Origin of the sequence: Desulfonatronovibrio hydrogenovorans DSM 9292 (assembly GCF_000686525.1) — a bacterium.
Taxonomy (GTDB): Bacteria; Desulfobacterota; Desulfovibrionia; order Desulfovibrionales; family Desulfonatronovibrionaceae; genus Desulfonatronovibrio; species Desulfonatronovibrio hydrogenovorans.
The window spans coordinates 32243-47260 of sequence record NZ_JMKT01000010.1 but is presented as its reverse complement, the minus strand read 5'-3'; the positions used below and the strand labels follow the sequence as shown (position 1 = coordinate 47260).

The 15018-nt window shown below is 51.3% G+C and carries 10 protein-coding genes; 2 read left to right on the top strand and 8 right to left on the bottom strand.

The features are described from left to right. Positions 1–111: 111 nt before the first annotated feature. A complete protein-coding gene (locus P771_RS0107870; protein WP_035244127.1) occupies positions 112–846 on the top strand; it encodes a flagellar hook assembly protein FlgD in 735 nt (244 codons plus the stop codon). 12 nt (positions 847–858) lie between these two features. Beyond that, entirely contained in the window at positions 859–2922 is a 2064-nt protein-coding gene (locus P771_RS18285) for a flagellar hook protein FlgE (RefSeq protein ID WP_051617202.1), read from the top strand. Between the two features lie 271 nt (positions 2923–3193). Here P771_RS18285 and P771_RS0107860 read toward each other — a convergent pair whose 3' ends face one another. The 8 genes from P771_RS0107860 to glnP form a co-directional block, all read right to left on the bottom strand. Then, positions 3194–3556 (bottom strand): flagellar protein FlaG, encoded by a 363-nt coding sequence (locus P771_RS0107860; RefSeq protein ID WP_028574714.1) that lies wholly within the window; start codon positions 3554–3556, stop codon positions 3194–3196. Positions 3557–3675: 119 nt separating this feature from the next. After that, positions 3676–5547 carry a flagellar assembly protein A gene (locus P771_RS0107850; protein ID WP_028574713.1) on the bottom strand — a complete coding sequence of 624 codons (1872 nt, stop codon included), beginning with the start codon at positions 5545–5547 and terminating at the stop codon, positions 3676–3678. Between the two features lie 8 nt (positions 5548–5555). Beyond that, positions 5556–7109, bottom strand: coding sequence for a DUF4139 domain-containing protein (locus P771_RS0107845; protein ID WP_028574712.1), 1554 nt, complete (start codon positions 7107–7109; stop codon positions 5556–5558). Between the two features lie 99 nt (positions 7110–7208). Then, positions 7209–9155 (bottom strand): AsmA family protein, encoded by a 1947-nt coding sequence (locus tag P771_RS0107840; RefSeq protein WP_028574711.1) that lies wholly within the window; start codon positions 9153–9155, stop codon positions 7209–7211. Positions 9156–9319: 164 nt separating this feature from the next. Beyond that, positions 9320–12460: a hypothetical protein gene (locus P771_RS16895; protein ID WP_051617201.1), complete on the bottom strand. Its 3141-nt coding sequence runs from the start codon at positions 12458–12460 to the stop codon at positions 9320–9322. A gap of 254 nt (positions 12461–12714) precedes the next feature. Next, complete coding sequence (locus tag P771_RS0107825) at positions 12715–13623, bottom strand: diguanylate cyclase domain-containing protein (protein ID WP_028574709.1); 909 nt, start codon at positions 13621–13623, stop codon at positions 12715–12717. Between the two features lie 12 nt (positions 13624–13635). Then, positions 13636–14364, bottom strand: coding sequence for a glutamine ABC transporter ATP-binding protein GlnQ (gene glnQ, locus P771_RS0107820; protein ID WP_279614514.1), 729 nt, complete (start codon positions 14362–14364; stop codon positions 13636–13638). Then, on the bottom strand, positions 14361–15017 hold the full coding sequence (gene glnP / locus P771_RS0107815; RefSeq protein ID WP_028574707.1) for a glutamine ABC transporter permease GlnP: 657 nt from the start codon (positions 15015–15017) through the stop codon (positions 14361–14363). The genes glnQ and glnP overlap by 4 nt, the downstream gene beginning before the upstream one ends. Position 15018 lies beyond the last annotated feature (1 nt).

The window sequence follows — 15018 nt, the reverse complement described above, 5'->3', positions numbered from 1 at the left end:
GCCGGAAATCTTGCAGCAAAAAATATCCGATGTATTTGATCGGCCAGGACAGAGCACAGAAACTGGATCATAACCAACAAAATTAACAGGTAAGTGGCAACAGGAGAAATCATGTACACCAGCAGTGCAGCTCCCAGCATGGTGGGACAATGGGACAGGGACAGAGAAGCGGAAAAGATTCCCAGTGCAGACAAGCATGGTCAACTGGGCAAGATGGAGTTTCTGAAACTGTTGATTACCCAGCTGGAAAATCAGGATCCCCTTAATCCCATGGATGACAAGGAATTTGTTGCTCAGCTGGCCCAGTTCTCCAGTCTTGAGCAGATGACCAATATTGCCGAGGACGTGAACGCTATCCGGGAAAACAGCACGGTCCATGATCTGACTGGAGCGGTGGGCTTCATCGGCAGGGAAGTCATGGCCTATGGATATGAACTGAGCAAGGACGGCAGTCATGTTTCCACCATGTACTACACCCTGCCTGAAGCAGCCAAGAAAATGTACATTAATATTTTTGACCAGAATGGAAACATGGTTCAGACAGTTGAACTCCAGGGCCGGCAGGCCGGGAATTACGAGTTCAAGTGGGACGGCAAGGACTACAATGGAAACAGTCTGGCCGACGGTAACTACCTGGTGTACATGGCGGCCGAAGGGCTGAATGGTGAGCCGGTCATGATCGACAGCTACGTGTCCGGCAGGGTGTCCGGAGTGCAGAATTTCGGAGGAGAGCCTTATCTCAGGCTTACTGACGGACGCCTGCTCAAGTTCTCAGAAGTAACCGAGATTGTCGGTTCTTACGATGAGTATGAAGATTCAGACGATCAGGAATCTGAAGATAATTAACAGGAGGATAATATGAGCCTTTCATCATCCCTTTATACCGGGGTCAGCGGCCTTAAGGGGCACGGCCAGAAAATGGGGGTTATTGGAAACAACATCTCCAACGTGAACACAGTTGGGTTCAAGGGGTCACGCCTGCATTTCGAGGACTTTATCAGCCAGGATGTGAACACCTCGGCCGGAGTGGGCCAGGTGGGACGCGGCGTAGCCACAGGGGCCATTATGGCTGACTTCCAGCAGGGAGCCCTGGAGACCACCAATGAAGCCACAGACGTGGCCATTGGTGGTGATGGTTTTTTTGTGGTCAGCCCCAAGAACAGTGAACAGCAGTTTTTCACCAGGGCCGGGAATTTCCGGTTCGACAAGGACGGATTCCTGGTGGACCCCCATGGCAACGCTGTCCAGGGATGGTCGGTGCGCCAGGATACAGATGGTGGCATTGCAGATGATGATCAGGTTCTGGCTGCAGCTTCTGGAGTTCAAATCCAGGGTGTACCTACAGACATCAGGCTGGAAAACTTTCAGTCTCCGCCAGAAGCGACCAGGCAGGTTGAAATGATGGTCAACCTGGATTCCAACAGTGTGGAGAGATCAAGAAGTTTTCCTAGAAGAGCTGAAGAGGAGATGGGTAGCTTTGCAGTTCTCTATCAAGTAGGTGGTGATGAGCTTTTTCTTGATCCAGGTGATGATAGATTAAAATATGCAGATGGAACTGCGTATACTGTAGAAGTTGGAGGTAATAACTATGAACTTGAGTGGGATGGAGATGAGTTTATATTAGTAGGTGCAGGGCCTCTAGATGAAGATCCAGCATCTGAGCATGGTGTGGATGTGTCAATAAACCAAGGTTTTCTAACTTATGAGATTGATGGCACACAAGTATATTTAAGGAGTGATGATGAGAATCGTTTAATTGATGATGAAGGAAATCCGTATACTGTAGATGTTGGAGGTAATAACTATGAACTTGAGTGGGATGGAGATGAATTTATATTAGTAGGTGCAGGGCCTCTAGATGGAGATCCAGCATCTGAGCATGGTGTAAACGTATTGCAACCTTATCCATTTTTTTCAATGTTCAATAACTGGGATGCTAATCAAGATGTTCCTCTGGGTGATGCCAGGTATGCTTATCAAAGTACTATCAAAGTATATGATGCCAATGGCTCGTCTTATAATCTGACTACATATTTTGATCCTGTCAGAGATCCTGATGTAATTGCGGGATCAGGAGGGAACAGGCAATGGGAATATATGGTCACGGTAAATCCCATTAATGACAACAGGGAAGGAATGGAAGGAGCTAAGAGCCAAGGCGTGCTCATGACAGGTTCTTTAACTTTTAATGCTGCTGGCGACATTATTGGGCAAAGTGCCTTTACCCTGGATGAGGATGGTTTGGGTAACCCTGATAATCTCGCAAGCTGGGTTCCTGCCGATTTTTCCCAAAATGGATATCCCGTGTTTACAGCAAACTTTTTGGGAGAAGATAATGCCAGCTATACTGGGGCTGACAATGCCAGAAATATAGAAATGAATTTTGGTTTGCGTAACAGGACAGGGAGTTGGAATGTCAATCCAGATACTTTTAATGCAAATATGATTGGCACTGACCCGGGTAATCTTCCAAATTTTATAGATACCGAACGTAGCGCCCTGTCCACTACCCACTACAGCTCTGCCTCCACCACCCTGTTCCAGACCCAGGACGGATATACCTCTGGCTTTCTGCAGAATATATCCATTGACCGGGATGGCGTGCTCACAGGCAGATATTCCAATGGCCAGGTCCTGGACCTTTACGCCCTGACCCTGGCGGATTTCAACAACCAGTGGGGTCTGAGACGGGAAGGGGGCAACCTGTTCACCGAGACCAGGAGTTCGGGTCCGGCTATCACCGGCCTGGCAGGTACCGGAAGTTTGGGATCAATATCAGCTAACTCCCTGGAAATGTCCAATGTGGATCTGGCCACTGAGTTTGTCAAAATGATCACCACGGAAAAAGGCTTCCAGGCCAATTCCAAGATCATTACCACCACGGACCAGATGCTTAACGTGCTCATCCAGATGAAGAGGTAGTTAATTAAAGGCTTGAACCAGTAGAAAATCTAACAGACGTATCAACAAACCAAAAAGGACCACCCCTGGGGGTGGTCCTTTTTGGTTTGGATGCAAAATAAAGATATGACCTGGTTTATGGCCTGGACTGGTTAGAATCTACGGCCCGGACCAGGGAGATTTTCAGTTTAGAAGCTTGGCACCTCTGTGGCTGCGGGCAAAGCCAAGCAATCCTGGGTGATCATGGTCAGGGAAATTGAAAGACAGTTCAAGGTATTCCCGGATGAGGCAGCTATAAATTCCTGTTTACAAAAAGCCCCAGCATTTTTTCAATGGATACGGCCAGATCCAGTAGTTCATCCGGGGGGATTTTGCGAATGACCTTGTCGTTTTCCGGGTTGACCACCTCCACCTGGTACTGGTCGCTTTCCTCATGGATATTGAATTTGAGTTTGACTCCCATGGAAGAAACGTACTGGCTGATGGAAGTTACTGCACTGGTCAGTTTGTCCTGATCCAGGGTGTCCCGGGGAAGGTCGAGCTTTTCAGGCAGATCCTGGGCCTGCTTTAAGGGGGTGCTTTTGATGTCCGGACCGGGACCGGGGGAGACCATGGACGGTCTGTCCAGGTTTAAGGAGTACTCAGTTATTTTCATGACATCATCCTGCCTTGGGGGGGGTTGCAGCTGTGCTGCCGGTCCTGGAACCCAGGACCGGTTGGGTATAGTCTGGTTATCGGCGGATGAAAAAAAAACTTAAGCAGTATTGAAAAAAATCAGCTCCAGACCACAGCGTCTTTGGATGGATCAAAAAAGAAGCGGGCTGAACGGATAGGTTCGTGAATTTTCAGCTGTTTGCCTGCAATGTGGATGGTGGTGCCGGGGTAGGCGATATTCTTGACCAGCACATAATGTTTCTGGGGATCAACAGAGTCCGTGCTTTTCTCCAGGATCAGCCTGTCCATTTTTTTGATGCGGTTCTGGATGGTGTTGTAAGTCTCCATCAGCTCCTTGGTCCGTTGCTTCTGCTGGTCGTTTAGTCCGCCGGTCTTACTCTGCATGGCCTGCTGGACTAGGATCTCCTTAATTTCCTTGTGGTGTTTAATGAGTTTTGTCTTTTCATCCTGAAGCTTGGACACGTTTTTTTGCCTGGGACCGGCAAAGACATCGGTTTTGACCCCGTAGTCCGATCCGATCTGACCCAGTTCCAGGTGATCCTCGGCACTTATTTTGCCGCCGATGACAATGCCTTTGCCGGTTGAGGATACCACCCCTGTACAGCTGACCTGACAGTTGTTCAGGTTACTGGAGAAGATTATGTTGCCTCCAGCCTGAATAACTGCATTTTCTGCAAATTTGCAGCGCACCAGCCCTCCGGCTTTGATTTTTCCGGAACCCTTCATGACGATGCCGAATGAGACCTCCACGTTTCCACCGGCCAGAACCTGGGCCTCTTCAATGTTTTTGTGGACCAGGACGTGCTCCGGGCTTTTGACGGAAAAGCCTTCTTTAATAGACCCCTTGATCTCTACAGAGCCGCTGTCCAGCCGGATGTTCCCGGTGTTATAGTCCACGTCTCCGTTGATACTTAAAAAATCCAGAACAGAAATCTGGCTGTTGTCCAGAACAACCAGACCGGAGATCAGGGCGGAAACATCTCCAGAATCCAGGACTTCCACGTTCTTGCCCGGTTGAATTGGGGAGTCCTTGCCGGGCTGGGCTGAAATGGTGTTTCCGAACACATCCAGGCCATCCTGTCCTTTCTCCGGGGGATAAAGCCTGCCCAAAACAGTACCCTGGACAATTGACCGGAAAATGCTCTGTTCCCGGAAATTGACCCGGACATTCACATCCTGATCATTGACATCCGGTGGCTTGACCGCTTCTGAAGGATCAAAATATCCATCCCGGCCGTCAAGAGCCGGTTTGCCCCTGGCCACCACCGCAATCTGGGGAGCCCTGGTCTGGTAGGCCTTGGAAAGGGCTGCTTCAATGGATTTATGGTCAATACTGCTGCCAAGCTTCATTTCAGTCAGGCTCTGCACGATTCTTTCCGGAGTGATGGATTCACCTTGAAAATCAGAATGAAAGATGATGCTGGTTATCCTGGTCTTGTCCGGACTGATGCGGAAGAGGGGTTTGACTTTCACCTCCAGGGAGGAATTCAGGACCTGACCGTATCCTCTGGCCAGGATCTGGTTTGATTCCTTATCCAGGACACATCCTGATCCAACTTTGAAGCTCTGGGTGGAGCGGGTGCTGTTTTCCGGAAGAACCTTCTGGGCAAAGACATCCACTCCCGGAACATCCTGGTCATGTTTTTCCATGCTTCCTATGACCATACCCTTGAATACCGGAAACTCAGGATTACCCCTGGGCTTGAAATAGAGGGTGCCTTTTTTCAAGGGAACCTTGCCCTTGAGAACGGTCAACCCGGTGATGTCCGACCCAGCAGCTGCTTTGGCCACCACAGCATTGATCAATTCGTGGTCAATATCAATCCGGATGCCGACCTTTTTAAGTCGCCCGGTGATCTGTTTCTGGGTCAGGGGAGCTTTGCTGCCCCCAGGCGGGGCATAGCTTTTCACTTTTACAGCCAGTCCATCGTCAGTAACGTAGAGTTCGATGTTTCCCGGATCCCGAAGCATTATTTCTCCTATCTTCTCCAGCCCCAGTCCATATCCATGTCTTTGGGAGCCTGCATGTTTATCCTGATATGAATTTCAGCCTCTTGCCCGGGCTCCAGGGGCAGTTCCCAGATGAACATATCCTGGGTCTTTTCCGTGGGCTCTGGTCGGAAATCAAAGGAGGCGTTGACTCGTTCATCACTGATAACCGGTCTTGGTTCTTCCACCCTTAAGTCCACCGGGTATGAATGGTTATTTTCCAGACCAATTACAAAGTCCCACAGATAGGTTTGCCGGTTTCCCCGGAAGCCGGCTGCACCTGATTTCTTTTCCCTGGTTATCAGTTCGGCACTGACAAAGGGGTCCTGGCCAAAGAAAAGAGTTTCTTCTGTCCCGGTCAGACTGAACCATTTCTTACCCGTCAAGGCTCTCTCCAGAAAAAACAGAGCCTGTCCCCCGGGATAATCACCGCCCAGCTCGAACTCAACAGCAGCCCTGATAAAGGCGCTGTTTCCCAGACTGGGTCTTAACAGGTGGGTGAACCGGGCAGGCCAGTCTTCCTGCTGGATGTTGAACCTGGATTTTTCACCCGCAGCCAGACTTCTTGGACCCAGGCGCCACTGGGAAAAGGTCCCGGTCCTTTCCAGAATGGGCTGCGACTCCATGGCCATGAGGGCCGGCTCTGATTTTCTAGCCATGTCCATAGTGCGGACCATCGGGCCCAGGACCTGCCTGGGGCCAACTATCCATTCGGGCAGAGGGCGGGGATCAAGCTTTCTTTGTGGTTCCAGGGTAGCCAGGCTCATCTGGACATTATCCCAGTCAGTGCCGCTAGTCTGCCAGACTTCCGCATCCCATGAAAATTCCACCAGATCCTGTCCTGGTCTGGCTTCCAGGCGGTAGAATGAACTCCATCCGCTGTTCCCCAGGATGTAGCTGTAGGCCACCTCCAGCTGGCGGACATTACCGGGCCCGTCAAGAAGAATGCGCGCCTTCCAGACCATATTGTCAGGTCCGGCAATTTGTTCCATCCTTGATTTTATCTCTTCAATCCGGCTGACTACTTTTTCCAGCTGCTGCTGGTCCTTTTCTATTGCAGAGTAAGCCTGTTCAAGGCTGGTGGTGATGATCCCGGCCAGGTCTGCCATGTCTGCCCCTGTATCAGCCTGGAAGCCAGCCTGGTTTTCCCAGAAAAGCGCTCCTATTTTTCGGGACTTGATGGTTGTTTCAAGTCCTGACTTTTGTTTTTGCAATTCATCAAGCTGTTCTCTGAGCCCGGCCATCTGATCGGTCTCAGGGGCCATTGTCTTTTCCCATGCAATATCCGTGATTGAAAAGGGACTTTCCTGGGCCAGAGTTATGGTAACTGTGTTCGGATCAGCCTGGGATGGCAGGTTGAATCTTGTTGATAGCCGGTGGCCCTGTTGCTCAATGGGAAGCACAGCCTCCTCCCAGACCCTGGCTGAATCCGGAAAAAGTACTACTTCCACTGGTCTGGCTGAAGCCTGACTGAAACAGAAGAAGATAAGAATACAGAGGAACCAGCCGACCTTAGTCAGCTTTGGGCAGTTATTACGAGACATTTTCAGTCCTTTTAGTCATGGAACAGGTCCTGGTCATGGTTGAACCACTGCCGGACATCCCTGGGCATTGTTCAAAAAAGTGTGCGTTATGGGCTGATCCTATCTGCCGGGAATAATTCTTCTTAAGATACCCTCAACCGGGTCCTCAGCCTGGCCGTTTTCTCCGGCTTCTTCCTGGGGGGCAACCCGGTCCAGAAGATCACGGATCACTTCCTGGCCTCTTTCCTGGACAAAACTTTTGATTATTGTCTCAGTGTCCAGACCGAAGCTGAGGTTATCAAAAGGACCTCTGACCCGCAGGGGAATAGTGACTTCCCTCAGGTTGTACCTTGAGCTCAATTCCTCCTTAAGGGCTCCGTCCAGGCTGATCCTGGATCTGGAATCCAGGCTCGATTCAGGCAGATCCAGGGTCATATCCCCGAGCAGGCCCAGGACGGGTGAACTCATGGAAAGGTCTCTGGATACGGCTATCCCGCTGGTGATGTCGAAGGTCGCTCCCAGATTGGTGAACTCTGTTTCGCCTTCCTGTTCCGAGGTTGAGTCGATTTGGCCGGCAGCCAGGGCAAAAACCTCTCTGATCATTTTTTCCAGGTCAACCCCCTTGATGGCTCCATCATCCACAGAGAACCGGGCCTTGCCTGACAAGTTTTTGACCAGGGAATCGCTGTTTCGGCCGGTTGACCGGACATCGCTTTGAATCATTGCAGTCCCGGACAAAAGGTCATTGTCGGTCAGGTCCCTTAAAAAAGGACCTACCTGCATGTTTTCCAGACTCTGGGAAGTGTTGAGGACCAGCGCCCCCCCTCCTGAGTCCTGAAGGTTGATCAGCCCCTGGTAAGTTCCCTGATACAAAGAGGCAGTCAGCGGCTCCAGGGTCATTTGTCCGTTACCTGATCTGATGTCTGCTCCAGCTTCATCCACGCGGATGTTGGCGACTTTGATCCGCTCAAACCCGGCTGTTCCCTGGATTTTGAAATCATGCAGGAATGAAAGATTGAAGGGGTCATTGGATGAAGATCCTGCCTGAGTGTTCTGGGCTGTCTGTTCCCTGGCAGAAGCCTGGTCAGTCCCGGCCTGATCCAGGGCCAGGATTTTGTCCAGATCCAGATCCCGGCCCTGGATGTCAAAGCGGACGTCCATGGTTCCGTCCAGATCCAGAACTGCGGCCTGGCCGGTGATTCTGGCGTCCAGGATGTTTAGCTCAAGGTTGTCCAGCCTGAGGGCGTTGCCAGCGATCTCATAGATCAGGTCAGCATTGAGACTTGCGTCTTTGATCTCCCTGGGCAGGATCTGGCCCGTGGCATCCACGGCAAGACTAAGGCCGTTGAGCTGGACGATTTCGTTGCGGGTGTCCAGCAAAGTCTGGGTGCTGAACTGCAGGGCTGCGGTGAGATCCGGGTCAATGCCCTCAAAATTCAGGCTGCCTGATACATCAAACGGGTTGTCCAGGCTGATTCTGCCGGTGTTCAGGTGGAGATTGCGGACCCGGACCACCTGGTTTTTCTGTCTGTCCTGGTAGGAAATGTTTGCCTCGGCAATGGTCAGTCCGTCAATGTCAATCTCCGGCAGGACCAGTGTCCCGGCCTCGGTCTGGGGAGCTTCCTCTGGCTGGTCTTGTCCCTGATCCGGAAGTGCAGGGTCCCGGACCCTCTGGACAGCCCAGTTTTCCCGGCCCTGTTCATCAATAATCAGGTCAAGATTGAATCCATTAAGAACCACTCTGTCTGCCTGAACCCGGCCAATGAACAGGGGCCAGAGTTTGATTCTGACCTGCAGCTCCTGCAGGGAGGCCATGGGTGTGTCCTCAAATTCAGGAGGGTTGGCCACATAGGTGTGGCCCAGGCTCAGTCCCAGCCATGGAAAGACTGAAAGTTCAATATCCCCTTCCATGACCACCTCAAAACCTGTGGCCTTTTCTATTTCCACGGATATTCTGTCTTTATAGTCATTTACATCAATGATTCTGGGCAGGATAAGTCCGGCCAGGATGATGAGGATGATGAAAATTCCCATCACTGACGCCAATATTTTCAGTATTCTGGCCATGGCAAGTCTCCATCTGGGATAAATTGTTGGTAAATTTTGAACTATTAATAACCCCCGTACCAGATGATGGCAATATCAAATATCAGACAAGGATAAAAATCCTGATGCAGCCGGAATGATGAGCTTTGGAACGCAGCCCGGTGCTGATTTATCCCGGGTATAGTTCAGATTCTATTCTGGAGGCTGGCCTGGCCTGGGCTGGAGAAGTCGTCCATAAAAGAACCTGCACTGGAGTCATTTTTCAGGGGTGGACATTTTTCAGCCATATATTCCAGTTCTTCAAGATACGTTCTCCAGTGATCCAGGTAAAAGGCCAGTGGTCTGGAAAATCTTTTTCCCACCAGCCCTTCCAGGAGAAGCCGGCTGATCTGTTTTTCCCTGAACAGGACATGCTGGGACAGGAGAATGACCTTTCTTTCTTCCCTGGTCATCTTTTTGAACATCTGCCTGAGGACGTCCCTGGCTCTGGGCTGATACATCCAGAAATAAAGCAGGTCCAGGGCATTGACTATGAGGATGTTCACCATGTCTCTTTTTTCGTATTCAATGGTTTGCAGCAGTTCTTTGGTGGACTCCAGCAGGGAGAGTACGTCGTCCAGGGGGAAAAGGACCTCCAGCTGGGCATAGGTGTTGAACAGATGGTTGAACTTGCTTCTATAGTCCAGGACCCTGCGCCGGATGTATTGAGCCCGGTCAGCCAGCCCTTCAATGATTCCGGCTACTGTGTCTGATGCCAGTTTGGAAATGATGGCTGCCCACTGCTGCAGAATAAGATCCACAGCAACCACCCCCATCAGGGCCAGGGCTCCTCCGGCCAGCCAGTTGAATGTCAGGGCCAGGGGGATGGCCAGGATACTCCTGAAGAAGTTGCCGATTATAGCCGCCCTGGGCAGCCCCCGGAAAAAATTGTGAGTGGAAAGGTAGATGCCGTTAACCAGGGATATGGCAGAATAAACCAGGACCGGGTTGGTGGATACGGTCATGTCCAGAGATTGATCCAGAACAAGGGTCTTGATGAGGTAGTCCAGCAGGGGCACGGAAAATCCGGTATACATCAAAGAGTCAGCCAGCCGGTCCCAGCTGACATAGCTGTTCCATTTGACCAGGGATGGTCTGTTGATACCTCCGCAGCCCAGGACCGACTGGATAATGTTCCTGATTCCGGTAATGGCAAACCAGATGACGGCTCCAAAATAAGCCAGAAGCCACCAGTCCTGGTTGAGGTAGAAGGTCAGAAAGGCAGGAATGAATCCCAGGGCGATCTTGGCCGTGATCTTGATCTTGGTGTTCAGATACCTGGTGGATATTCTTCTGGTCTGATCAGGCCCGTTTTCCGGCTTTGATGTCTGGGTTGGGGCAGAAGGTTTTTTTATCCCGCCCATGGTGTAGATATTGCTTTGCCTGGCCGGGACTGGGAAATAATCGTGGATATCCCAGTCAGTGATCTTTCGATGGCTGAGCCTGCCCAGGCCTGGGATTCTTCCAGGCCGGACTACTCCCAGCCAGAGAGACCTGTTGACCGGAACCAGGGTATGTCTGGTGTATGCCTTAACCCCAACGCTGGTCCGGCTGTAGGAAGAGCTTTTCTGTTTCCGGAGTTCTCGGCGGGCACCCGGAGGAAGGGAGTCAGCCAGGACCAGGCCCATACCGTAGAGTCTCCGGGAGCGTCCGGTGGAATCTGACCCAATGCATGAGCCAAGGGGGTTGTCTTTGTAGAAGGACTGAAACGTCGGGATGTCGCACAGGATTTCTATGAGCTTGCCTCTTCTTTCCCGGCCCATGTCATCCTTGGCCTGGACCTGGTCCAGCATCTTGCTCAGGTATTTCTTGAGCTTGATTATATTGCCGGCATTGATGGCGGTCTGCAGATTGATGATCCGGTCCTTGTCATGCTCCCTGCCCAGGACCTGATTTTTCAGGTTGAGAATTTCCAGGTGAGTGATGTGCCCTTGGCAGTCATAGAGGATTTCAATGACATCCTCTACCTTCAAATCGCACAGGTTCAGGGTGATATTGGAATTGGAGTGCAGGGACTTGATTCTGGAGGCCAGCTCAAAAGGTGAAAGGGTCAGCAGCTCCGGCAGGTCCGAACCCTCAAGCAGGCTGGGGAGCTGCGGGTTCCTGGAGGGCCTGAGGTAATCTTCAATGATGTCGTAGATATCCGGAATGGACAGGCTGGCTTCAAAAGTATTGTCTGCACCGTATTTGTCACTGCCAACAGGTTGAAGGCTGATGTCAGGTTCAGTTCCGGCCCCGGTATGGGCTGCTATGCAGTCTCTGATATATCTTCCCAGATGGTGGACTGAGGCCTGCCCCGGCCCTACTGAACTGATGAAGTCCGACTCTTTGAGCCTGGACATCCTGATTCCGTATTTCTGATTCACCGGTTCCAGGTGATTTTTATTGAAAGAATCAAGAAGCATCAATGTATAGGATTGATTTTTTCTGGAAACCAGCTTTCCCTGGTCCATGAATTCTACAATTCTGGGGACGCTCAGGAACTCCAGAAATCCCAGTGATCCGCTGAACCCTCTGGGAATCCAGATCATCTGAACCTGTTTGCCTCTAAAGGGAACAATGAACTCAATGCCGATCTTGACATTTATATCCATGATGGCAGCGGCCTGGAGAAGTTCCCGGGCCGCCTCCCTGGGGACGTGGTTGTAATAGACCACGGTGATGCTTCTGATGCCCTTGATCCAGGCGTCCATGATCAGGTGGGTGGGTGATTTTCGGCCGGTGGTGTTGACGTCGTGGACATGTTCATCAAAAGCCACCTGATTCCACTCCTCGGGCATTTCCAGGAGGCGGTATTTCCGGAGCTGAGCCCGGACCAGCCTGGGTTTACCCGAAGAGACCTCGGAAAAGTCCCTGGCCAGTTCAAGCTGTTTTCGGCAGTCACCGTGGCTTCGGACCAGGTTTTTCATGATCTCGATGAGGACCCTGGCCGTATTGATGCGCATGGGTCCGTGGGAAGTGGACAGGACCTCGTCCCGCAGGGAATTCAGAGCGCTGATCCTGTCACTGGCCTGGCCGGTTTTCAGGGAGCCCAGAAGCTGGGTTACTGAATATGCCACCCTGAGGGCTCTGGGAGAGGCAGCCTCTTTGATGCCGTGGGGGTGGAGATAAGGGGTCAGGAGTTTTTTCTGTTCAGGTGATTTGGATTTTTTGTAAACATCATTAACCAGACGCAGGAGCTCATAGTCGCTCTTGTCGAAAAAAAACCGGGAAATATTCTCCTGTTCAGCACAGTTGATTTCCGGATAGCCTGAAAGGTTTAAATCTCTGGTCTTATGTTCAACCATGATAATTTAATGGTATATTAAACCAGGTGAAACAATTAAGTTCTTATTTTCACAATCGGTGTTGCCAGGGGAAAAGTCAAGCCCGAAAAAAGCTGATATTCATTGGGGCCTGCTATTTAGGGATCCAAAGGATTTAATCCTGGCCTGCAGGGCATTGATCAAGTCAGGTGTTCAGGATTGTCCGGGCAGGAACAAAAAAATCAAGGCCAGCCAACCACGGCAGGCAGGCTTGAACCACTGATGTGCAAAGGTGATCAGATCTTCTGAGACCGGGTCTGTTTCCGGCCGGAACGTTTGGCCAGGTAGAGCATCTGATCTGCTTTTCTGACCAGGATATCCGGGGATGAACCCGGTTCAGGAATGGTTGAGGAGGCACCGATGCTAAGGGTCAGAGATTGGTCGATGGGAGAGTATTCATGAGGAATTTTGAGGGAAGCAATCCCTGCATGAATTTTCTCAGCCATGGTGGAGGCTCCGGCAGGGTCGGTTTCGGGCAGGACACAGGCAAATTCCTCTCCGCCGTATCTGGCAGCAAGGTCAGCCGGCCGGGTCAAAACGTCTTCAATGGTCCTGGCTACTTTTTTCAGACACTGGTCGCCTTTTGAATGTCCGTAATTGTCGTTATAGAGCTTGAAATGGTCAATATCCAGCATGAGCAGGGAAATCCAGGTCCTGCGACGCTGAGCCCTCCGCCATTCCTGGAGAAGGTACTCATCAAAGCGTCTCCGGTTTGGAATTCCTGTCAGGCCGTCCATCATGGAAATGTTCTCCAGGTAATCCCTGTGTCTTTTAAGTTCCACATGGTTTTTTATCCTGGCCCGGACCACCGATGGTCTGATGGGCTTGGTGATATAGTCGATAGCCCCGGCCTGGAGCCCCCTGGCCTCGTCTTCTTCCATGTCCAGGGCAGTGATGAAAATGACCGGAATGTTTTTGGTCACCGGGTTCTGCTTAAGCTTTTGGCAGGTTTCAAAACCATCCATTTCCGGCATCATTATGTCCAGCAGAATCAGGTCCGGACGGTGCAGCTCAGCCATGGCTATCCCTTCAGGTCCGTCCTTGGCAAAGACGATCTCATATTCCTGCTCAAGAATTTCAGCAATAATTTCGATGTTGGTGGGAGTATCGTCCACTATGAGGATCTTGGGACGGTTTGTGGTCATTGTCTTCCCATGTTACTGGATATTGTGCAGAAAGTCCCTGAGTCTGTCTGTTGGAGGGTCGTTGTAGAGCTCTCTGGGTGAACCATCGTGGATCACCCTTCCTTCGTCCATGAAGATCAGTCTGCTGCCGACATTGAGGGCAAAGTTGATTTCGTGGGAGACCACGATCATGGTCATTCCTTCCTCGGCCAGGGAGCGCATGACCGAGAGAACTTCCCCCTTGAGTTCGGGATCAAGGGCCGAAGTAGGTTCATCAAAAAGCATCAGCTTGGGCTTGACAGCCAGGGCCCTGGCAATGGCCACTCGCTGCTGCTGACCTCCGGAAAGCTGGGACGGGTAGTGGCCGGCCCTCTCAGCCAGGCCGACTTTGGTTAGCAGATCCATGGCCAGGGCATTGGCATCCTTTTTGGAACTTTTCCTGACTTTCCTTGGCCCAAAGGCCACGTTTTCCAGGGCGGTCATCTGGGGAAAGAGATTGAACTGCTGAAAGACCATCCCGGCTTCCTGGCGGATAAGCCTGATATCGGTTCTGGGATCGATCACGCTTTTTCCGTCTACTATCAAATCTCCGGAAGTGATTTTTTCCAGGACATTGATGCACCGGAGCAGGGTGGACTTTCCTGATCCAGATGGGCCCAGGACCACTACCACCTCCCCGGTGTTGATGGACAGGTCAATATCATGGAGGACTTCAGTCTTGCCGAAGCTTTTGCACATTTTCTTACATTCAACGATCTTCATATTATCTTCATTCTCCGTTCAAGCCAGCGCAGGGAAAGGGCCAGAACCGTTGTCAGCACCAGGTAGATGATGGCTACTGCTGTCCAGACCTCCAGAGCCCGGAAGGACGAGGCCATGATTTCCTGGCCCTGTCTGGTGAGTTCTCCCACGCCGATAACAATAAATAATGATGTATCCTTGAGGCCGATAATGAACTGGTTGCCCAGAGGGGGGATCATTCTTCTGAAGGCCAGAGGACCGACTACAAAGGCTGTAACCTGGAGTCTGGACAGTCCCAGGGCCAGACCGGCATCAACCAGACCTTTGTTTATGGACAGAACCGCACCCCTGACAATTTCAGCGATATAGGCTCCTGCATTGATGGCCAGAACCAGGACAGCGGCATTAATGCCGGACATGCGGATTCCCATGGCCAGGGGCAGGGCAAAATATACGAACATGGCCTGAACAACAATGGGTGTCCCCCTGATAATCCAGACGTAACCCGCTCCGATGAGATTGAGTAAAGGTATTTTGTAGGCAAGAAAGAGGCCGGTAAAAAGGCCGAGAATCATGCCGCCCACCAGGCCGTAGACTGTGATGTAGATGGTCAGTTTGACCCCCTGCATAAGCTGGGGGAGGGTATTCAGCACAAATTGGTATTGAAAGTCCATA